Origin of the sequence: Paenibacillus sp. FSL W8-0194, assembly GCF_037969745.1 — a bacterium.
Taxonomy (GTDB): Bacteria; Bacillota; Bacilli; order Paenibacillales; family Paenibacillaceae; genus Paenibacillus_AQ; species Paenibacillus_AQ cookii.
Genome location: NZ_CP150205.1, coordinates 96,123 through 114,818 on the forward strand (window position 1 = coordinate 96,123; position 18,696 = coordinate 114,818).

General features: G+C 54.2%; 18 protein-coding genes. 9 read left to right on the top strand and 9 right to left on the bottom strand.

The genetic code is table 11. From position 1 onward, the window contains the following. Window positions 1–137 precede the first annotated feature (137 nt). Window positions 138–434 carry a hypothetical protein gene (locus MKY58_RS00405; RefSeq protein WP_339322979.1) on the bottom strand — a complete coding sequence of 99 codons (297 nt, stop codon included), beginning with the start codon at window positions 432–434 and terminating at the stop codon, window positions 138–140. 261 nt (window positions 435–695) lie between these two features. Between MKY58_RS00405 and MKY58_RS00410 the strand changes: the two genes are divergently transcribed. Together MKY58_RS00410 and MKY58_RS00415 are read left to right on the top strand one after the other, a co-directional pair. Further along, on the top strand, window positions 696–1,220 hold the full coding sequence (locus MKY58_RS00410; protein WP_339322980.1) for a sigma-70 family RNA polymerase sigma factor: 525 nt from the start codon (window positions 696–698) through the stop codon (window positions 1,218–1,220). Further along, window positions 1,217–2,068, top strand: a complete 852-nt coding sequence (locus tag MKY58_RS00415) for a hypothetical protein (protein WP_339322981.1) — start codon at window positions 1,217–1,219, stop codon at window positions 2,066–2,068. Before MKY58_RS00410 ends, MKY58_RS00415 begins: the two co-directional genes overlap by 4 nt. Before the next feature lie 223 nt (window positions 2,069–2,291). Here the strand turns inward: MKY58_RS00415 and MKY58_RS00420 are convergent, their stop codons facing one another. After that, entirely contained in the window at window positions 2,292–2,753 is a 462-nt protein-coding gene (locus tag MKY58_RS00420) for a general stress protein (RefSeq protein WP_339322982.1), read from the bottom strand. Between the two features lie 385 nt (window positions 2,754–3,138). Between MKY58_RS00420 and MKY58_RS00425 the strand changes: the two genes are divergently transcribed. Both MKY58_RS00425 and MKY58_RS00430 read left to right on the top strand, forming a co-directional pair. After that, on the top strand, window positions 3,139–3,357 hold the full coding sequence (locus MKY58_RS00425) for a hypothetical protein (RefSeq protein ID WP_339322983.1): 219 nt from the start codon (window positions 3,139–3,141) through the stop codon (window positions 3,355–3,357). A gap of 41 nt (window positions 3,358–3,398) precedes the next feature. Next, window positions 3,399–4,583, top strand: a complete 1,185-nt coding sequence (locus MKY58_RS00430; protein ID WP_339322984.1) for a DUF4272 domain-containing protein — start codon at window positions 3,399–3,401, stop codon at window positions 4,581–4,583. Between the two features lie 116 nt (window positions 4,584–4,699). Here the strand turns inward: MKY58_RS00430 and MKY58_RS00435 are convergent, their stop codons facing one another. The 3 genes from MKY58_RS00435 to MKY58_RS00445 are packed head-to-tail and all read right to left on the bottom strand — an operon-like array spanning window position 4,700 to window position 8,144. After that, window positions 4,700–6,229, bottom strand: a complete 1,530-nt coding sequence (locus MKY58_RS00435; protein ID WP_339322985.1) for an extracellular solute-binding protein — start codon at window positions 6,227–6,229, stop codon at window positions 4,700–4,702. 36 nt (window positions 6,230–6,265) lie between these two features. Further along, the gene (locus tag MKY58_RS00440; protein ID WP_339325003.1) at window positions 6,266–7,150 is read right to left on the bottom strand and encodes a carbohydrate ABC transporter permease; all 885 of its coding nucleotides are present in this window, start codon (window positions 7,148–7,150) and stop codon (window positions 6,266–6,268) included. Between the two features lie 40 nt (window positions 7,151–7,190). Beyond that, on the bottom strand, window positions 7,191–8,144 hold the full coding sequence (locus tag MKY58_RS00445) for a sugar ABC transporter permease (RefSeq protein ID WP_339322986.1): 954 nt from the start codon (window positions 8,142–8,144) through the stop codon (window positions 7,191–7,193). 25 nt (window positions 8,145–8,169) lie between these two features. Here MKY58_RS00445 and MKY58_RS00450 point away from each other — a divergent pair, with 25 nt between their 5' ends. From MKY58_RS00450 to MKY58_RS00470, 5 genes are all read left to right on the top strand, one after another. Further along, the gene (locus MKY58_RS00450) at window positions 8,170–8,484 is read left to right on the top strand and encodes a hypothetical protein (RefSeq protein ID WP_339322987.1); all 315 of its coding nucleotides are present in this window, start codon (window positions 8,170–8,172) and stop codon (window positions 8,482–8,484) included. Between the two features lie 84 nt (window positions 8,485–8,568). Next, the gene (locus tag MKY58_RS00455) at window positions 8,569–10,908 is read left to right on the top strand and encodes an AraC family transcriptional regulator (RefSeq protein ID WP_339322988.1); all 2,340 of its coding nucleotides are present in this window, start codon (window positions 8,569–8,571) and stop codon (window positions 10,906–10,908) included. A 213-nt stretch (window positions 10,909–11,121) separates the two neighbouring features. Continuing rightward, window positions 11,122–11,394, top strand: a complete 273-nt coding sequence (locus tag MKY58_RS00460; protein ID WP_036713353.1) for a type II toxin-antitoxin system Phd/YefM family antitoxin — start codon at window positions 11,122–11,124, stop codon at window positions 11,392–11,394. After that, on the top strand, window positions 11,378–11,707 hold the full coding sequence (locus MKY58_RS00465) for a type II toxin-antitoxin system RelE/ParE family toxin (protein ID WP_339322989.1): 330 nt from the start codon (window positions 11,378–11,380) through the stop codon (window positions 11,705–11,707). Before MKY58_RS00460 ends, MKY58_RS00465 begins: the two co-directional genes overlap by 17 nt. Window positions 11,708–12,140: 433 nt before the next feature. Then, complete coding sequence (locus MKY58_RS00470; RefSeq protein WP_339322990.1) at window positions 12,141–13,202, top strand: LacI family DNA-binding transcriptional regulator; 1,062 nt, start codon at window positions 12,141–12,143, stop codon at window positions 13,200–13,202. A gap of 268 nt (window positions 13,203–13,470) precedes the next feature. On the opposite strand, the gene MKY58_RS00475 is transcribed toward MKY58_RS00470, so the two are convergent. From MKY58_RS00475 to MKY58_RS00490, 4 genes are all read right to left on the bottom strand, one after another. Continuing rightward, window positions 13,471–14,658 carry a glycosidase gene (locus MKY58_RS00475; protein WP_036713350.1) on the bottom strand — a complete coding sequence of 396 codons (1,188 nt, stop codon included), beginning with the start codon at window positions 14,656–14,658 and terminating at the stop codon, window positions 13,471–13,473. Beyond that, window positions 14,655–15,890 carry an AGE family epimerase/isomerase gene (locus MKY58_RS00480; protein ID WP_339325004.1) on the bottom strand — a complete coding sequence of 412 codons (1,236 nt, stop codon included), beginning with the start codon at window positions 15,888–15,890 and terminating at the stop codon, window positions 14,655–14,657. Before MKY58_RS00480 ends, MKY58_RS00475 begins: the two co-directional genes overlap by 4 nt. A gap of 4 nt (window positions 15,891–15,894) precedes the next feature. Continuing rightward, window positions 15,895–16,824, bottom strand: a complete 930-nt coding sequence (locus MKY58_RS00485; RefSeq protein WP_197070023.1) for a 1,4-beta-xylanase — start codon at window positions 16,822–16,824, stop codon at window positions 15,895–15,897. A gap of 320 nt (window positions 16,825–17,144) precedes the next feature. Beyond that, window positions 17,145–18,662, bottom strand: coding sequence for a response regulator (locus tag MKY58_RS00490; protein ID WP_339322991.1), 1,518 nt, complete (start codon window positions 18,660–18,662; stop codon window positions 17,145–17,147). Window positions 18,663–18,696: the final 34 nt, after the last annotated feature.

The window sequence follows — 18,696 nt, forward strand, 5'->3', positions numbered from 1 at the left end:
GGGGGTCATTCATTTTTGCCGACAAGCGTTTCGATCGTGATTCGCGTTATGCCGCTCCCGGCAGGCTTGGCCCATTCGGGGAGATCAAGTTCAACCGGGCCATTCTATTCGGCCGCGCCGGCCTTGCACCAAAGTCATTATTCCAAAGAAAGCGACGTGTATATGAAAGCAATATAAGCGATGACCGGCAGGCTTAGTCCGATAAACAGCGACACGTAAAACCACGGGGATCGCAAGGCGTGAACGATGCCATGATCATGATCCAAATCCTGGCCCGGCTGCCGCTTCTTCTCGGCCCTTTGAACCTGCATGGAAAAACTGTTCAGCAATCGTTCCGCTTGCTCCTCCTGCAGCGCAGACAATGCCTGCCATAGCTCCGCATGTTTTTTCCGCAGCTCCTCTAGCCGCTTATTTTCCTTAACTTCCTCCGTCATGTGTCACACCGTCCTTTTCCCGCTTGGGTTGAGGGATTCGTTTATTGTATATAACATAAAATGGCTCTCCAAAGTTACGACTGAAATTGATGGAGCTGCGCCTGATTCCGATCCGTTTTCGATGGTTTCCTTTTATTTGCAAAGACGTATTTGAAACTTTTTTGGTGTTTCCCCAGTCAAACGGGCATAAGCGGCATTCAAAGACCTCGGGCCCGGGATGAGAACCGCGGGGCGAAATGCGCCTTTAAAGTCGTCAGGGGGGTGAATCAACTGAACAGCAAGAAGGGAGCATTCACGGAGCGGCAGTTTGGCGAGCGGATCGAAGCCTGCAAGGAAAAGCTCTACCGCTTTGCGTACTGCTACGTGAAAAATGAACAGGAAGCTTTGGAAATCGTCTCCGAAGCAACGTACAAAGCATATCTATCCTTCGGGAAATTGAAAAACCCGGAGTATTTTGAAACCTGGATCAGCCGGATCGTCATCCACTGCGCGCTCGACCATATCAAAAGAAAGAAAAAATATACGTACACGGAAGACGGCGCGGCGGAATTTGCCGCGAAAGAAGACCCGGTTTCTTTGGAGGAGAAATGGGATCTGTATGACGCGCTGGATCGGCTGAAGCCGGAAGACAAGGCTTTTATCATATTAAAATATTTTGAGGATAAACGGTTCAAGGATATGGCGGAAGTGCTGTCCCTGCCCGAAAACACCGTCAAAACGAAGCTGTACCGGATTTTGGGCAAACTCAAAAAACATTTGATCAAGGAAGAGGTGGATGTACAATGACGGGGAAAGAACGCTATGACGACATCGAGATCCCATCCCGCCTTTCCGGGGTCATTCAGGACGCCATGAAGCGGGGACGCGCCCATAAACGAAACATGGCATGGCTCCGCGGTTCGTCCGCTCTCGTGGCGGCCTGCGCCGCTTTCATCATTACGGCGAACGTGCCTGGCGTGGCCATGGCATTGTCGGATGTACCGGTGATCGGGTCGATCGTCAAAGTGCTGCAGGTTGGAAGCGGGGGCGAGCGTACCGACGGGGTGTCCGTCACCACGACGGCGGAGGAAAATTCGCTGAACATCCATTTCACGATCGACGGCGAACGGACGGCGAGCGCGCCGGCGTATACGGTCGAACGTAAGGAAGCGCCAAACCGCTTGATATTTACCTTTAACGGCGTCCGGAACCTGGATATGGAAAAGCTGAAGCAGGACATTCGCGGGCTCTCCAACGTCAAGGACGTTTACAGCAACGTGATTTTGGACGATTCCGCGGTCCGGTTTGTCGTCGAGCTGGGTGACAATATCGATTATTCCGTGTCGGAATACCGGCAGCCCGGGTATATCCAGCTGAAGCTGTTTGGCGCAGCGAAACAGGAAAAAGCGCATGAGGTCTATTTTGTCCGCAGCCAGGAAATGGAGCAGGGAGAAACGCTGGCGATCCTTGAGGAGCAGTATGCCGGGGACGGCAGCGGCGTCATCAAAACAAAAAACGGCAAATTTGTCGTCGTCATGGGCGGTTTTGCTTCCCGCGGGGAGGCTGAGGAGCTGCTGCGCAAATTATCCGCCAGAGAGGACTATTTCGAGCCGCTTAAAGTCGATGGCTGGATGAGCAATGAAAATCCGGAGTGAGGCATGAAGCGGGACGGCAACCCGCAGTGAAGGATCTTCTTTCGGATAAGGGGCGCCGTCCCGGACACGAACGGACCTGTTCTCCCGATGACGGCCCGTTCCCGAAATAGCGAAAAGGACAGCTGCGCGCTGTCCTTTTCAAGTTTCGAAGGCTGTCGGCAGGAAGGCCTTTTTTTGCAGAGCTTCCTTTGCCGGCTTTCTTTTATTCATCTATTTCACTACATTAAGAGTCGTCCCTTTGACGAGCCCGGGCTTCCCCGCCCTTACGGCCGGCTTCCTCGCGGCTCATTTTGCCATCTTTCCCATCGCTGTCGCTTCTCGCTTCGCCGCCCTTACGGCCGATTTCCTGATAAAAATCGCGGTCATGGGAATCCGACGTCGCTTCGCCGCCCTTACGGCCGATTTCCTGATAGAAGTCACGGTCGTGGGAATCCGACGTTGCTTCGCCGCCTTTGCGGCCGATTTCCTGATAAAAATCACGGTCATGGGAATCCGCTGTCGCTTCGCCGCCTTTGCGGCCGATTTCCTCATAGAAATCGCGGCCATGGGATTCCGATGTTGCCTCTCCGCCTTTACGGCCAATTTCCTGATAAAATTCACGGTCATGCGTTTTGGCGGTCGTCTCGCCACCCTTGCGTCCAGCTTCTTCGAGTGTCATCTTACGGTCATCCTTATTGTTTGCCATTTCGAATCACTCCTTCTAGGGTATTGAGTTTTGCTTGCGCACTCTTTACTTACCCGTGCATCGGAATCTGAAACATCCGATGGATGCTGGAGCAGGGTGAGCGGATTCATCCTAAGCCAGTTTCGACCCAAGCGACTCCGCCTTTTCCAGCCAGCGCTTGCGCTTTTCCGGGACCAGCATTTTTAACTTGCGCCCCCCACCAGGTCGGGTAGACCCGCACCAGATGGTCCGCCTGCAAAATGGCCTCGTGTATAGTTTGTTCCCCCTTATCGATACGGCGTCGTGTAAAATGGAATTGAACCCATCATAACGGGAACCAAGTGGCAAGCGACATGGGGAAACGCGCGAAAAACTTGATCATTTGCGCCGGTCGGGAGGAGACGGATTGAAGACAATGGATGTACCGGTCACGCTGCTGTGGCCGATTCGCAAATCGATGGCCGCAAGGGGACTCGACAGGGAAGCGTTTTGCGCTTATGACAGTGTAGATCACGGGCTGCTTGCACACGCGGTTGCGAGAAATCGCAACGGAAGAACTCGAACGGATCGTGCAATCGGCGGCCGGCAACAAGTTTGGGACCTATTTTATGGCGTTAACGGTTAAAGGGATGAATGAACCGTCGCTGACAGGAAGGGGAATGTTTTTTGCCTTATTTTACGATATTTGCATCCCGAAACGATATCGAGGATATCGGCGGGCTGGTTCATGAGGTTTTTGCGGACGGCTTTAAAGTAACGGGCGGGGCTCCGGGGGAAAAGGAGATGACGGTTCAGCCGAAGGGCTGGTTTAAAAACAACAAAATCACGATTCGCGTCGCCTCGGAAGATACCGATCCGGAGTATTTCGCAAACAATATTCCGGGAATGATGGGATTTTACGACCGCATCCCGTTCCAGGACGAGGATTTGAAGCGCCGCGTGCTGATCCAAATCTCCGTGATTAACACGATGCTGGCGATCGAAACGGAAAAAGAATACGGCCAAGACGACCTGGACCGCTTCGTCAGGCTTGCCGCCAAGGTGGACGGCATCGGGTTTATCCCCGACGGGACGCTGCTCGACCGGGATGGGCGGGTCATCGTGTATCCCGACGGCAGCTCCGATGCCGCCGATTTCAGTCCGCGGGCATGCACGAGAAAAATCCGGGGCGAGGACCGTACGACGCCGGAAGGCGCGGAGCGAAAGCAAAGAAGTCTGGCGTATCTGACGGAAAAGCAAGTCCCGTTCGTGGAGCATTTGCCTGAACTGCCTCCGCTTAGCGAGCTGAAGGTCAGATCCAGGGAGGAGATCGCCCGCCGGGCCGCCGCGCTGCTGATCGTCATCCAATACGCGTGCGACGTCGCCCAAGAGGGAGACTTGGCCGAGTCGAAAGCTTTCGTGAACCGCCTGCTGGAGCAATTCGGGGTCAAGGATGCGTTAACCGAAGCCGAAAAGGATTTGCTGGAGGAGGCGGAGCCCGAGTATCAGGACGCCGTCAATCTGGTCTGGCAGTACGAGGCTTATTGGGCGCTGCTCTGGGCGCTTGGGGTGGTGGATTCGCTTGATTTTCCGGATCATGCTTGCGACTCCAATGCCGCGATTGAGGCGGTATCGAGCTGCGGCGGCTTCGACGAGTTTTTGGAGCGGACGGCGCTTCGACGCGCGGAAGACATATTGGACGAAGCGGACAAAATCTATCGCTTGCATTGGGCCTGCGTCAATGACCGGATTCGTGGCAGGGAGCCTGCGGCCGGCCTGAACGAAAGCGTCGTGATGGAGCGCCGCCGGGCGTTGTTCTGGATGATCGGCTACCGGGACGAAGCATGGGACGATATCAGCATGGATACATAATGGAAGCCCGGAACGTAAAAGGGATGTCCTCAAGGTGCGAACCTTGGAGACATCCCTTTTGTTTTGTTGTGCATAGTCCCGGCGGTCCGGTGGGATAACCCCGGCGCTTTCCCGCCTTACTGGCTGCTCATCTTTTTATGATACGCTTCCGTCATTTCATCCGCCACCTGCTTCAAAGTCGGGTCGTTGCGCAGCTGCTCGATGAATTTGTCGTAGTTTTCGATGGTGTCTTTGCCGATGATGACCTTGGTGCGCATGTCGCTCACTTTTTTCGAAATTTCCGGATAGTATTTGTTGTAAGCCTCGGAGTACAGCTCGCTGCCGGGGTTCGGCGTTTTGATCTTTTTGCGTTCATTCACGATTTCGACGTTCCGGTTGTACACATCGTCAGGCATGCCGACCGCGCCGATGGACATATCGTCGCTGATCAGGTGAATCAGGTTGTTCATGTTGCCGTCGCCGAGATGGTCCTTTTCGCTTTGCGGCGTCGGGATTTTCCGGCCGTTCTCGACCTTGTAGTGGACGCCTTCGATGCCATAGGTCGCCAGCTCGTTGCCTTCCTTGCCGTAAGCATAGTCGAAAAATTCGAGGATTTTTTTCACTTTTGCCTCAGACACTTTTTTCGGAATCAGGTACACCCCGTAATACGGCGTGCCGGACGGCGTGTATTTTTCCCCGCCGGCGTTTTCCAGGTACGTGATCGGCATATAGTCGGCCGTCGGCACGACCTCGCGGATTTTGGAGCCCGTCACCCACGCATGGTTCATCGATTGGGAGGTGCCCCCTGCATTGCCGCCGCGGATCAGGTCCACCGTCTGGGAATATTTCATGATGGCAAAATCTTTCGGGAACAGCCCCGCGTCAAATGCTTTTTTCAGCCACAAAACGGCATCGCGGGAAGCGTCTTCGGTGATGACGGGAACAAGTTTGTCGTCTTTCAGCTTCCATTGGCCTTGCGTTCCGTTAAACACGCCGTACACGAAGCCCATCGTATCGGGGTTGGCCGCATAAGGCACTTCGTCCGCCTGTCCGTTGCCGTTCGGATCCTTTTCCTTGAATGCCTTCAGCACCTCGAACAACTGGTCCATGTTCGTCGGCGTTTGCAGTCCGAGTTTATCCATCCAGTCCTTGCGGAGAATCGGGAAGGCACCCCCGCCATAGCTTGGATAGTAGCGCGGAATGACGTAGTTTTTGCCGTCCACCTTGGAGGCGGTCCACATTTCGGCGAGATTGGAAGCGCTCAGGTTCGGATAATCCTTGATGTACGGCGTCAAATCCCAGAAGACCCCTTGCTTGATCATTTTTTGCAGCTGCGGGTTGATCAGCGACTCCACGAACGTCACTTCGGGCAGGTCACCGGAGGCGAGCATGACGTTGATTTTTTCCTCCGACGTGGACGGGGACAGCCAGGTGATGTCGAGCTTGGTGTTGGTGCGCTTTTCGAATTCCTTCCAGATCGGATTGGTGTTGTCGATAAATTCGGTGGCGTAATTCAGTGTCTGCATCTGGATCGGCGTCGGCCCGTCTCCCTCTTTCGATGCCCCTTTGGAGCCGCCGCATGCCGTCAGCAGCACGCTCGCTCCCAAGAGGATCAGCATGGATTTCATCAGCATCTTTTTCTGTACCTTTGTTCCGGATGGACTCATTTCATAACCTCCTTTGATTTGGCAAACCTGTATGTCTCATTCCTTCACGGAGCCGACCATGGCGCCTGTCGCAAAATGCTTCTGAAGGAACGGATACACGAGCATGATGGGAACGGTGGCAATGACGACCGCGGCCATTTTGAGCGTTTCCGTCGGCAGCTGCCGGTTCATTTGCAGGGACACGTTTTGTTCGCCGCCGCCCATGGTGGTCGGATCGACGAGCATGTTTTGCAGAAGGACCTGCAGCGGCCATTTCGACTGCTGGTTGATGAACATGATGCCGTTAAAATACGTGTTCCAATAGCCGACCGCAAAAAACAGGCCGAAGGCGACGATGGCGGGCAGCGACAGCGGGATGATGATCCGCCAGAAGACGCTGATTTCGGTGCAACCGTCGATGCGTGCGGCTTCGTCCAGGCTGTCCGGGATGCCGTCGAAAAAACCTTTCATGAGCAGCACGTACCAGCCGCTGGTAAGCGAAGGCAATATCAGGGACCAGACGCTGTCGATCAGGCCCAGATTCCGCACGATCAAGTAGACCGGGACAAGCCCCGGCGTGAATAAAAAGGTCAGCAGGATCATGAACATCATCGTTTTGCGGAAGCGCAGGCGCCGGCAGGAGATGGCGTAAGCGAGCCCTCCCGTCACAAGCAGGCTGAGGGCGGTGCCGACCGTGGCCAGAAACACGCTGACCATCAACGAATTGACGAACAAGCCGTTGCCGAGCAAATATTTGTAGGCATCCAGCGACCATTGATGCGGCCACAGGATCAAATCCCGGGTGTAATACTCCGTCGAATCGGTAAACGAAAGCACGAGGGTGTAATAGATCGGGAAAACCATGGCCAGGCTGAACAAAATCAGAAGGCCGCCGTTGGCGCAGGCAAACAGCCGGTCTTTCCAGGATGCATTGACTTCCATGATCATCGGCTAAACTCTCCTTTCGGTGGGGTCTGGTGCGTTAATATAGGCTTTCCTGGCCGAAGCGTTTGGCGGCTCTGTTCGCGCCGACGACCAAAATGACGCCCACGATCGATTTGAAGAGGCCGATGGCGGTGCTGTAGCTGAATTCCCCTTGCCGGATGCCGACGCGGTAGACGTACGTATCGAATACTTCGGCGACCTCGGTGACGGCGGCGTTCATCATCAGGTAGACCTGCTCGAAGCCCGTGTCCATGATCGTTCCGAGCCGCAAAATGAGCAAAATCATGATGACGTTCCGCATCGCGGGCAGCGTGATATGCCACATCCGCCGGAAACGCCCGGCTCCGTCGATGACGGCTGCTTCGTACTGCTGCGGGTCGACGCCGGCAATGGCGGCGAGGAAAATGATCGTGCCCCAGCCGACCTCTTTCCAGATGGACTGCGCCGTCAGCATGCCCCAAAACAGCTTCGGATTCGATAAAATATCGACCGTATCTTTGTCCAGCGCCGTCAGCAGCTTGTTGAACAGCCCTTCGGACTGGGAGAACATCAGATAGGTCAGGCCGTAAATCAGCACCCACGACAAAAAGTGCGGGATATAGATGAGCGACTGCACGGTCCGTTTCATCAGCTGATGGCGAACCTCGTTCAGCATCAGGGCGAGGATGATCGGCGCCGGGAAAAAGAAAACCAGATTCATCAAGCTGATCCCGAGCGTGTTGCGCAGCAGCATCCAGAAGTCCGGGTTCGAGAAAAACCGGGTAAAATGTTCGAATCCGACCCATGGGCTTCCGGCAATCCCCAAATAAGGGGAGTAGTCCTGAAAACCGATGACCAGGTTGGTGATCGGAATATATTTGAAAATAATGAAAAACAAAATGCCCGGCAGCGCCAGCACGTACAAATACCGGTCCCGTTTCAGATCCGGCCACAGCGGCCGTTTGGATTCCCGCAGCCTTGCAGCACCGGATTGGGTTGATCGTTTCCGCATCTGTTTACCTCGCTTTCTTTTGTCTATGGAAAATTTCGTCTTTCGCGAATTTGTCCTTTGCCCACAAAACTTGGTTTCGAACGGGCTTGGAAATCGCGCATGCCATAAGCACAATGTAGAGGCTCGCGGCATTTCCGGCAATTTGATTTTATTTTCGGGCAACGACGGCGGGGTTTTTTATGCCTTTGCGATCGGGCTTTCGTGGCTTCGGTTAGAGCCTGAAGGCGAGGCACTCCCCGTTATCCGTTTCATGGCGTTGCACTTTTTTTACCCGAAGGGATTGGCCCCCGGCATCCGGCGAAATGGCATGATTTTTCGCGTTGTAAGCCTTTTCATGTGAGCCTCGTTTCGTTATGATGGATGGTACAACACGCCGTTCGCGAGTTATGGCTTATTTCGAACAGTACCGTCAGGAGTGAGGGATTTGGGGAAGGAATGGACAAGGAAATTGGCTTCAAAAGGAATCATGTATTGGAAAACCATCGCGCTGGCCATCATGCTCACCTGCGTTCCCATTTCGATCGTAAGTTTTATCAACTGGCATGTCGGCAACCAGTACCTGATCCGGCAGCACCAACAGAACAACGAGCAGCTGCTGAAGGATACGGCGCGGCAAATCGATGAGCAATTTTCCCAGCTTGTCCAATATGCCGTACACATGATGTCGAACCCTATACTGAAACCGTCCCTGGCCGACACGAACTTCGTGGACCAGTTCGAAAAAACGCAGGAGCTCAGCGATACGCTTTATTTTATCGAAAACGGCGATCCGCTGGTTGACCAAGCTTATCTGTATGTGGCCAAGCAGAACAAGATCATGCAGCCTATGCTTGGTTTGCGCCCTTTGGATGATCCGGCGGATGCGGCCGCCTGGAAAAAGATCATGTCGTCCGACCAAAGCATTTTTTGGACGAATGCGCTGCCCCGCCCGTACAATAAAGGGAAACCGACGCATGCCATCGTCATGAAGCTGCCCTTCAACAGCCAGCAATCCTACGGGGCGCTTGTGTTGTACGTCAACCCGGCCAAAGTGCACCTGAACGCCAATTCCGAGCAGGTCGCTTTTGTCCTCGACGGGGAGGATACGCTGGTCGGGCAATCCGACGCAAGCAAACAGTATCCGGAGGTCATGCCGCGCATTCTGGAGAAGTTGCGCACCGTCAAACGTACCTACGACACGCAGATGCATTTTCAGCTCCCGGTAAAAAACGACAAGCTGCTTGTGAGCGTGTTATCCTTTGAAAAAATGGGCGGCATTTGGACCTTCGTCTCGGGTACGCCGTCGTCGGCCGTTACGGCGCCTACGGGACCGTACCGGCATGTCGTGGTCGTGTATTGGATCGGCTCCCTGTTCGTGGCGCTGGCCCTCAGCTGGTTCGCCTCCAACCGGATCTACAGGCCCATCCGCAAAATCGTCGATTTGTTCAAGGAAGGCAAGCCGGAGCCGGCTTTGGCGAACGACGAGCTGAAATACATCGAGGAAAAATGGAAGCAGTACCGGTCCGTCAACGTGACGCTGCAGAGCAACCTGAACCAGTCCATTCCGAAGGTGCGGGAAGCGCTCATCAACCAGTTTGTGACGGGCCAGGCGGCCCATCTGACGGAAGCCGAAATCATCGAAAAGCTGCAGGCGCTGCAGCTGGATCTGATGGAACATCGCTTTTTTATCGTGGTATGCCGCCTTCATTCCCTGACGCTGGGACGCGGCCAGCTAACGGGGAAGGACGTGCAGCTGCTGACTTACGCCGCCATCAACCTGCTGCATGAAATGTCCGAGCGGACCGGCTCGTACGTGCATACCCTGGATTTTATGGACGGCTCGTTTGCGGTCATTTCATGCGTGCCGGCCGCCGGGCCGGGGAATGATCTGAAGCCGACGCTGATGCAGCTCGGCAGCGACATGCTGGATACCCTTCGGGACGTGCTGAGCATGCCGGCCACGATCGTCGTGAACGGGCCTGCGGCGGCCTGGCGCGACGTGCCCTATTTGCTGGAACAGGCCAGAAGGGCGCTGAGCTACCGCACCTTTACGTCCGACAGCCAGCTGCTTGAAGCCGGGGCGGTGCTGGAGAAAGCCAACGTGGAGGTCGAATTTCCTTTCGAGCTGGAGCAGGAGTTTACGCATACGCTGAACCTGGGACTGGAAAAAGAGGCGGAGGATATTTTGATCCGGTTCGTCGAAGCGCTGCAGAAGGACGGGGCGCCGGAATGGGTCGTGCATCAAGGCCTGATGCGGCTGAAAAACAGCCTGTTCCGTTCGATGCTGCAATCGAACCATAACCCTTACGCCATCTGTGACGGGATCAAACTGCAGGAGGAGCTGGAGGCGCTCCGGGACGCCAATGCGTGCATCCAGTGGTTCCGGGAAAACATGATCCGGCCCTACATCGAGGTGTTGAACCGGAGTTATCATCCGTTCATGAAGGGCATCGTGGACCAAATCATCGCGACGATCCATGAAAATTACATGGCCGAGCTTTCGCTGGAAACGTTCGCCATGGAAGCAGGGGTCAGCGTGTCCCAGCTCAGCAAGGCGTTCCGGCAAATGACGGGATCGAACTACATCGACTATTTGACTTCCCTCAAAATGAACCACTGCAAAAAGCTGCTCGTTTCGACCGACATGAAAATCAGCGATATCGCCCGGGCGGTCGGCTATCAGCCGCCTTACTTCAACCGGATGTTCAAGAAGCTGGAGGGAATGACGCCGGGACAATACCGGGACCAGTTCAGTCCTGCGATGCAGGAAAAGAAGGAAGCGTGAAAAATGGACGGCCCCGCGTTTTTTCATGGGCGGACGGTTGACGGGGAGAAAAAAACTGAAGCTGAGGGATGCCTCAGGGATGAATGGAGGGAACCGGCCATCTGGCCGGTACTTTTTGATTTAGAGGCGTTTTTTCCCTTTTGGTGGTTATGATGTTGATTTTAATGATATAATAATGTCGGAATAATGTCATTTGGAGAAGGGAAGTGCAAAATGAACATTAAACCCTCAACCACAATCCGGCAGGATTATAATGGTTTCTCAAAATATTGTCATGAACTCGATGAACCGGTTATTTTAACACGAAATGGCGAAGCTGATCTTGTTGTTATGAGCCATGAGGCTTATCGCCGGATGGAAGCACGGATTAAATTACAATCAAAGCTTTTGATTGCTGAGAAACAGGTAACCGAAGGGGAAGCATTACTCGATCACGACCAGGTTATTTCAAGAATCCGGAGGAAGATCGATGCAGCAAAGGAATAGGGTGCAATATGCTCCGGCTGCGGTTGATGATATGGATGAAATTTTTTCATTCATATCTCAGGACAATGTTTCAGCTGCAGAAAATTTGTTGCAAAAACTAGACGATCAAATTTTAAATCTTGCGGAGTTCCCTTATATGGGGTCCGTCTTGTCGGAAGATGATTTTCCCTTACTGCAACGAGGTTACCGGTTCATTGTCGTGCACCCTTATTTAGTGTTTTATCGGGTAATTGAAGATACGGTGATTATTCATCGGCTTTTACATGGGCGACGGGATTATCTTCGTGAGTTATTTGGTCCTTCATTAAAATAAAGCAACCCAAAGAAGCCATGGGCAGGATATGCGCCCATTCGGCTTCTTTTTATGTTGGTTCGGTTCTTGAATTCGGAAGACTGGGATTTTGGTTTTAATTATAGAAAAAGAGAGCGCTGCATTAACTTGAAAAAAGTGGAGGTAAATATGGCGGGAGAACAGAGAAAGGAACGAAGCGATAAGAAAAAAGCGATTGCTCCATACATAAGTGTTACCCGGCATTTTATCCGTTTATAGACAACGTATATCGTTATATCAAGTTCGGCCAACCCGATGCGGATTTGCCTCCGATCGAAGATGGGCACCGGAATCAAACCGCGCTGGATCGAATCTTAGGTTCGTAACCCGATCCGGTTTATCCCTTTGCGTTCCTTTGTTATAATAAAATAAATAAAAAATGCAAACAGTCGTTGCTAGCGGGGGGAGTTATACGTTGAAAAGGGTTACGATGCAGCAGATTGCCGACCATCTGGGCGTTTCGAAGTTTGTCGTCTCCAAGGCGCTTTCGGGAAAAGGCGGCGTCAATGAACATACGAAATCGCGGGTCATTCAAGCCGCTTCCCAGCTCGGATATTTTGCCCAGAAAAATGCCTACATGAAAAATAAAGAAGGGGAACCCAACGTCATTTCGGCATCCGGCAAGCAGTCTGTCATCGTTTTGATGCCTAACATTCGCTTTCAGACCAAGGATTCCCTATATTGGGGAAAAATTATGGAGGGCATTTCGCGGGAGTTGGAACGGAAGGGCCTCGGCATGGTTATCGTCACGGAGTCCCGGGTCGACTCGTTCGTCCATGTGCTGAATCCAAGCGGGATTTTCGGCATGATCGGGGTCGGCAAAATCGATTCCGAGCTGCTGCTGGAGACGCACCGCCTTGGCATTCCCATGGTCCTCGTCGATCATGAAGACGACCTGATTCCGACGGATACGGTTTTCGTCAACAATACGGACGCGATCGCCCGGCTTTGCAACCATTTGATCGGCCTTGGCCATACGCGTTTGCAATTTGTCGGGGACGTTCGCTTTTCCCGCAGCTTTCAGGACCGATGGATCGGATATCGCAAAGCGCTCGAACAGAACGACCTGGAGGCACCCAAACCCATTGATCCGATGCTGACGCTGGATGGGGTGGACAGCGGCGAGTTCGCCGGGGAATTCGAGAAATGGCTGACCAAAATGAAAGAAAAGGGGCAGCTGCCGACGGCATTGGTTTGCGCCAACGATTCGATCGCGTTCGGGGTGATATCCGCATTGCGGAAACACGGCATCCGGGTACCGGAGGATATTTCCGTCACCGGCTTTGACAACATCGACGCCGCCGACCGGTCCCAGCCTGCACTGACGACCGTGCATGTGCCGAAGGAGGCCATGGGCGAACGGGCGGTCAAAAAGCTGCTTGAAAGGATCCGGTATCCGGAACTTCCCGTCGAGAAAATCCTGGTATCCGCGGACATCGTGCACCGGGACTCCACGTCGGAGCCTAAGGAGCCGTAAAAAGGCGCGGCGGCAAAAAACGCATCGGGGAAACGGCCGCGCCCGGCCGCGGATCGCTGCGGCTCCGCCGGCCGGGCCGAAACCGCACCGTCATCAAAAAGGGAATCCATCAGCCGATAAACGGCAGAGGATCCCCTTTTTGATATTTCAGGATTTTGCAAACCCCGATTCCGGCCGCTCCCTGGTCCCATATATAGGTGAACGAAACCGTTCCGCTCTATAAATTGCTGATTGAAAGCGGCTCTCCGGATTTTTGCCGAATCTTTATTTAAATGCGGGCCTTGAGCAATTCCAGATTACGGTCGATCAGTTGGATGCGTTGTTCCACGCATGCATAGGAGCGCAAGGCGTCCTCCGGCGTGTGCAGCACGTAATCCAGCAGCTGGTCTACCGTGGTGGTGGCCACATGTACCCGGGTATCGGAGGAAGCGTAATAAATGTATACGTTTCCGTCGTCGGTGGCGATCACTCCGTTGCAGAAGACGACATTGGAGACGTCGCCCACCCGTTCTTCGCCTTCCGGCGCGATGAAATGCCCGCCTGGGCGGTGCGTCACCTGGTAAGGACGGTCCAAATCGGAAAGGAAAGCGTATAGAACGTATCTGAGGCCGGCAGCCGTATTGCGGACCCCGTGCGCGATATGGAGCCAGCCGCGGTCGGTTTTGATCGGCGCGGGTCCCTGCCCGTTTTTGACTTCCTTGATGGTGTGGTATTGGCGTTCGTCGATGACGATCTCCTGGTCGATGACGGCATGTTCGATGGAATCGGATAATCCCCAGCCGATCCCTCCGCCGGAACCGGCATCGATGAACCCGTCCTGCGGCCGGGTGTAGAAGGCATATTTCCCGTCGACGAATTCGGGATGCAGCACGACGTTCCGCTGCTGCGGCGATCCCGTCTTCAGATCGTCCAGGCGCTCCCATGTGACGAGGTCTTTCGTGCGGGCGATTCCGCACTGAGCGATCGCGCTCGACAAATCGCCGCGGGGAGCGTCCGGATCTTTCCTCTCGGTGCAGAACAAGCCGTAAATCCAGCCGTCTTCGTGCTGCACAAGCCGCATGTCATAAACGTTCGTATCCGGAACGTCGGTTTCGGGCATGACGATCGGATGGTCCCAGAAGCGGAAGCCGTCGATCCCGTTGTCGCTTTCGGCGACCGCGAAAAAAGACTTGCGGTCCACGCCTTCGACGCGGGCGACCAAATAAAATTTGCCGTTCAAATGAATGGCTCCGGGATTAAAAACGCCGTTCACGCCAAGCCGTTCCGAAAAATAAGGATTCGTTTCGGGATTAAAATCGTATCTCCAGATCAGGGGCGCATGGTTTGCCGTGAGCACCGGGTAGCGGTAGCGGTCGTAAACGCCGTTGCCCGGCGGCATTTTTTCGTTTTTCCGGTTGATTAACGTTTCATAGTTTTCGGTCAACTGCCGTTTTCTTTGCTCGAACAAGCTCATCATATCCCCTCCGATAATCGTGAATCGGCTTCCCGGCCGTTCGTTTCTTTTTGAAGGCGGGACAGCATTTCAAGGCAGGCCCTGCCGTTATGGTACGGGCATTTCCATGCGCTGATTTTCGGGCCGCCAGGCAGCGGCACGCCGTTCGGGTCGACGCCCCAATGCCATTCCCCGTGCTCGCGGTCAACGATGTATTGCTGAATGAATTTCCAGGAGTCCAAGGCTGCAGCCCTGAATTTGGGATCCCCCGTCAATTCATAGGCATTGTAGAAGCCGACCATGGCTTCGGCTTGCGGCCACCAATCCTTGTCGGCATCGGTCACTCCGTCAGGGTCGGCTTCGTTCCAGATCCCGCCGTCCCGGTCGACGCCGTTTGCGATGACGGCTTCCGCCATCCGGACGGCAACGGCTCTTACGCGTTCCAGCAGCGGCTGATCCTGAAGAACATCGGCGGCTTCCAGCAGCAGCCAGCTGCCTTCGATATCGTGGCCGTAGGAAATATGCGAGCCTTTTGCGTTCCATTCCTCGTCAAAAAACAGCCGGAAATGCCCCGTGGCAGGGTCAACGATCTTTTCAATCGTCACCTCGATTAACCGCGCCAGGCTTGAAGCCAGCGCCGGCGATTTCCATGCCCGGTACAGGTTCGTATAAGCCTCCAGGACGTGGAGATGGGTGTTCATCGATTTTTTCTCATTCAGGTCCTTGTTGCTGAGGCTGAAGCTGCTCGTATGGGTCCAGTCGCGTCCCAAAGCTTCGATGTAACCTTGATGGATCGGGTCGTGGCTGTGCCGCTCAATCAGCTCATACAGCTCGATGGAGGCATCCAAAGCCTCCTGGTGTCCATCGGCGAGATAGAATTCGGATAATGCGTAAATCGCAAAGGATTGCCCGTAGATCTGCTTCTTATCCTGGGACGGATGGCCGTCGGCATCCACCATCCAATACAACCCTCCGAAGCTCCGATCCAGAAAATGCTCGATCAAGTAATGATAAGCTCTGCTTGCGATCTTCAGGTATTGCTCGTCTTTGTAGCGGCGGTAAGCGGCCGAAAACGTCCATAAGATGCGGGCGTTCAGCACCAGCCCTTTGTCGGCCCGTTCATTCACGCGGAGCTGCCGGTCGATTTCGCCGTAAAAGCCGCCGCGCGCGTCGTCCACGCTTTTGTCCATCCAAAACCGCAAAATATTGTTTTTCAGCTCGTCCTCAAGCTCCTGCATCCACGGCAAGGCGTCCATCATGTCAGCATCCTCCTTGGGCATGCGCCCCGTCTTTCAGTCTAAGGGCGTAATGTTCCCTAATGACGGCTTCGGCCTCTTTGCCGTATACGCAATATCCGTCATCCGCGGACGCTTCATCCCGGCGGTACAGCTCGGCCGGCCAATCCCACAACATAAATCCTTGCACCCAATCCCGCCCGCTGCACTTGCCGAACATGGTGCGGTAAAAATCGGCCTGCTCGGTTTCGTTCACCGCGCCTTGAAACGTCCAGTCGTTGGGAATCGAAGCCGAACCGGTTCTGCTCGGGCATCCGGCCTCCATAAAAATGAACGGCTTGTTGAACTTCCGGACGACGGCTTCAATCCGGTCCAATTGGTTGTCCCAATCCTGAATCGGATAATATCCGCTGGAGCTGATCACGTCGAGGTCGTCCCACCAAACAACGTTATCCTCCTGATATTTATCGCAATTATACGTGAGGATTCCGCTGTAAACGTCCCTGACTTTAGATATCAGCTCGCGCCATTCCCGTTCCCGGCGGTCCGTTTGCACCATTTCGCAGCCGATGCACAGCATCTCGCACCCGGTTTCCTCGGCGATCTTCGCAAAATGAAGGATATAGCGGTCATAGGAAGCAAACCAATCGCTCCACTTCGGTTCGCAGGGCACGTCCTTGTCGAAAAAGTTGATGTGGGCCCGCCACGTCCCGTCGGCGCAGTTGACGATCGGCTTCAGGCACACCTTGAGCCCCAACGATTTGGCTTTGGCAACGGCCCATTTGACCTCGTCATCCGTCACGGTCGGCTCTTCCCAGTAAGGGATCTCCGTGGAGAAGGGAGTCGCTTGGTAAGCCGAAAAGGCAATGGCGGTCCAATTGACGCCGGTCGTTTCGGACATCGCTTCCATGGAAGCGGAAGCTTTTTCGGTAGCCCACGTTCCTCTGACTCCCATGAATCCCCATGTCATGCCCGCGATAAATGGTTCTGTTAGTTTCAATTCGTTCACCTCGTGTCGTTTAAATAACAGGCTTATTCGTTTGAATCAAACAACTTGTTATGATTTGTTATCATAAATAATAACAAAATAAATACCATATGCTAAATATATACCGGAACCTCGGACGATATCAATACCTAAAAAGCAAATGAGTGCTAACGGAGGCATGAAAAATGGAAGCGGTTATGATGAAAAACAAAAAGCCGCTTGGGTAAGCGGCATTCGTGTCAATCTTTATCGTCGATCGATGTTTGGCGATGAAACGGGACAGGCGATCACAATCTTTTTTTATATTCGTTCGGCGTTACGCCGACCATTTTTTTAAACAATTTATTGAAATAGGCGGGGTCCGGATAACCCACTTCGGCGCCGATTTGGTGTACTTTCATGCCCGGTTCGGTCCGAAGGAGGCGTTTGGCGTTTTTCATCCTGACCTCGGCAATGTACTCCGTTACCGTGAGGCCCGTTTCGTGTTTGAAGAGCTTGCTCAAATAACTTGGGGTCAGGAAGACGAGATTGGCCAGCGTATTCAGCTCGACATGCCCGCTGTAGTTTTCGGCGATCCAGCGTTTGACCGTCTCGACGGCCTTGCTGCCCATTTCCTTGCGGGCTTCCTGCACTTCCGCCAACGCGCCCATGAAAAAGGACAAAAACAGCTGCTTCATTTCCGCAAAGGACAGGCAGGCAAGCAGCTGCTCCTTCCACCCGGCATGGGCCGGCGACTCGAAAACGTCCTTCAGCTCCCGGATTTCCGCAGCCGCCGTTTCTTCAATCTGGCAGCACGTCTCCAGGATGGCTTCGGGAGAGGCCGATGCCGACCTGAGATGCTCGAACCGCCGCTGAATCCACTCCTGCAGGGATGCCGCGTGAAGGAGATGGAGCTGTTCGGTAAAAAACTCCCACTCCGCGGCGGTTATCTCCTGCACCTGCGGAGGCGTTTGGCGGCCGCGGGCGGCGCCACAGGGGACGTAATAGCGGGTGGCGTGCGCATAAATTCCCGTATCGCAGGCAAGCTTGGCCTCCAGGTAGGACGCCTTGAGCATTTTGACATCATTGTAGACATGGCTGGAGCCGGCATGGACCCGGCCGTCGGCCCCGCCATGGAACGCGTCGCCCGTCAGGAACCTGCCGATCCGGTTGACGTCTTCCGCTCCGGGAACTTCGGCGAAATAAAAAATATAGGCTGTCAGCCGGCATCGAAGGGCGAACCGATCGAATAACCATTCGGGATCAAGCCCCTCCGAACCCCGGCAGCATTCCTGCGCTTGCTCCGGTTCCCCGAAGCCCGCTTTTTGGACGAACGCCACAAAATAAGGCCGGGGAAGCGTCAGCTCTTCCCAAACAAAGTCGGCCACGGCCTCGCTGTGAAGGCAGGTGTGGATCAGCCTTTGGCGGTGGACCGCCTCTTTTTCCCTGGCGGACTCGCGTTCGTCGTTTAACCGGTAAAGCAGCTCAAACAGCTGTTCCTTGTTGATCGGCTTGAGCAGGTAATCGACGGCGGATGCCCGGATGGCTTCCCTGGCATATTCGAATTCCGTAAATCCGCTCATGAGGATGGAACGGATATGGGGGTGGGTCGCCCTTAAGCTTTTGATCAGCTCAAGGCCGTCGATGACAGGCATCCGGATGTCCGTAATGACCACGTCGACTTCGAGTCCCGGAAGATGCCGAAGCATATCCTCCCCGTCCGGAAATTGGCCGACGACCTGGAAGCAAGGACTTTCCTTGCCGATGATCTTCGCCAGTCCTTCGCGAATCAGCATTTCATCGTCCACGATGATGATTTTAAGCAAGCGGCTTCGCCCTCCTTTCTTCTCGAAACGCCGG

What these genes read in the sequence shown, in the direction of transcription:
- MKY58_RS00450 (WP_339322987.1), top strand. Translation starts at nt 8,170, where the DNA reads ATGGAAAATTTCGTCTTTCGCGAATTTGTCCTTTGCCCACAAAACTTG.
- MKY58_RS00445 (WP_339322986.1), bottom strand. Translation starts at nt 8,144, where the DNA reads ATGCGGAAACGATCAACCCAATCCGGTGCTGCAAGGCTGCGGGAATCC.
- MKY58_RS00415 (WP_339322981.1), top strand. Translation starts at nt 1,217, where the DNA reads ATGACGGGGAAAGAACGCTATGACGACATCGAGATCCCATCCCGCCTT.
- MKY58_RS00475 (WP_036713350.1), bottom strand. Translation starts at nt 14,658, where the DNA reads ATGATGAGCTTGTTCGAGCAAAGAAAACGGCAGTTGACCGAAAACTAT.
- MKY58_RS00460 (WP_036713353.1), top strand. Translation starts at nt 11,122, where the DNA reads ATGAACATTAAACCCTCAACCACAATCCGGCAGGATTATAATGGTTTC.
- MKY58_RS00465 (WP_339322989.1), top strand. Translation starts at nt 11,378, where the DNA reads ATGCAGCAAAGGAATAGGGTGCAATATGCTCCGGCTGCGGTTGATGAT.
- MKY58_RS00420 (WP_339322982.1), bottom strand. Translation starts at nt 2,753, where the DNA reads ATGGCAAACAATAAGGATGACCGTAAGATGACACTCGAAGAAGCTGGA.
- MKY58_RS00405 (WP_339322979.1), bottom strand. Translation starts at nt 434, where the DNA reads ATGACGGAGGAAGTTAAGGAAAATAAGCGGCTAGAGGAGCTGCGGAAA.
- MKY58_RS00440 (WP_339325003.1), bottom strand. Translation starts at nt 7,150, where the DNA reads ATGGAAGTCAATGCATCCTGGAAAGACCGGCTGTTTGCCTGCGCCAAC.
- MKY58_RS00480 (WP_339325004.1), bottom strand. Translation starts at nt 15,890, where the DNA reads ATGGACGCCTTGCCGTGGATGCAGGAGCTTGAGGACGAGCTGAAAAAC.
- MKY58_RS00485 (WP_197070023.1), bottom strand. Translation starts at nt 16,824, where the DNA reads ATGGGAGTCAGAGGAACGTGGGCTACCGAAAAAGCTTCCGCTTCCATG.
- MKY58_RS00435 (WP_339322985.1), bottom strand. Translation starts at nt 6,229, where the DNA reads ATGAGTCCATCCGGAACAAAGGTACAGAAAAAGATGCTGATGAAATCC.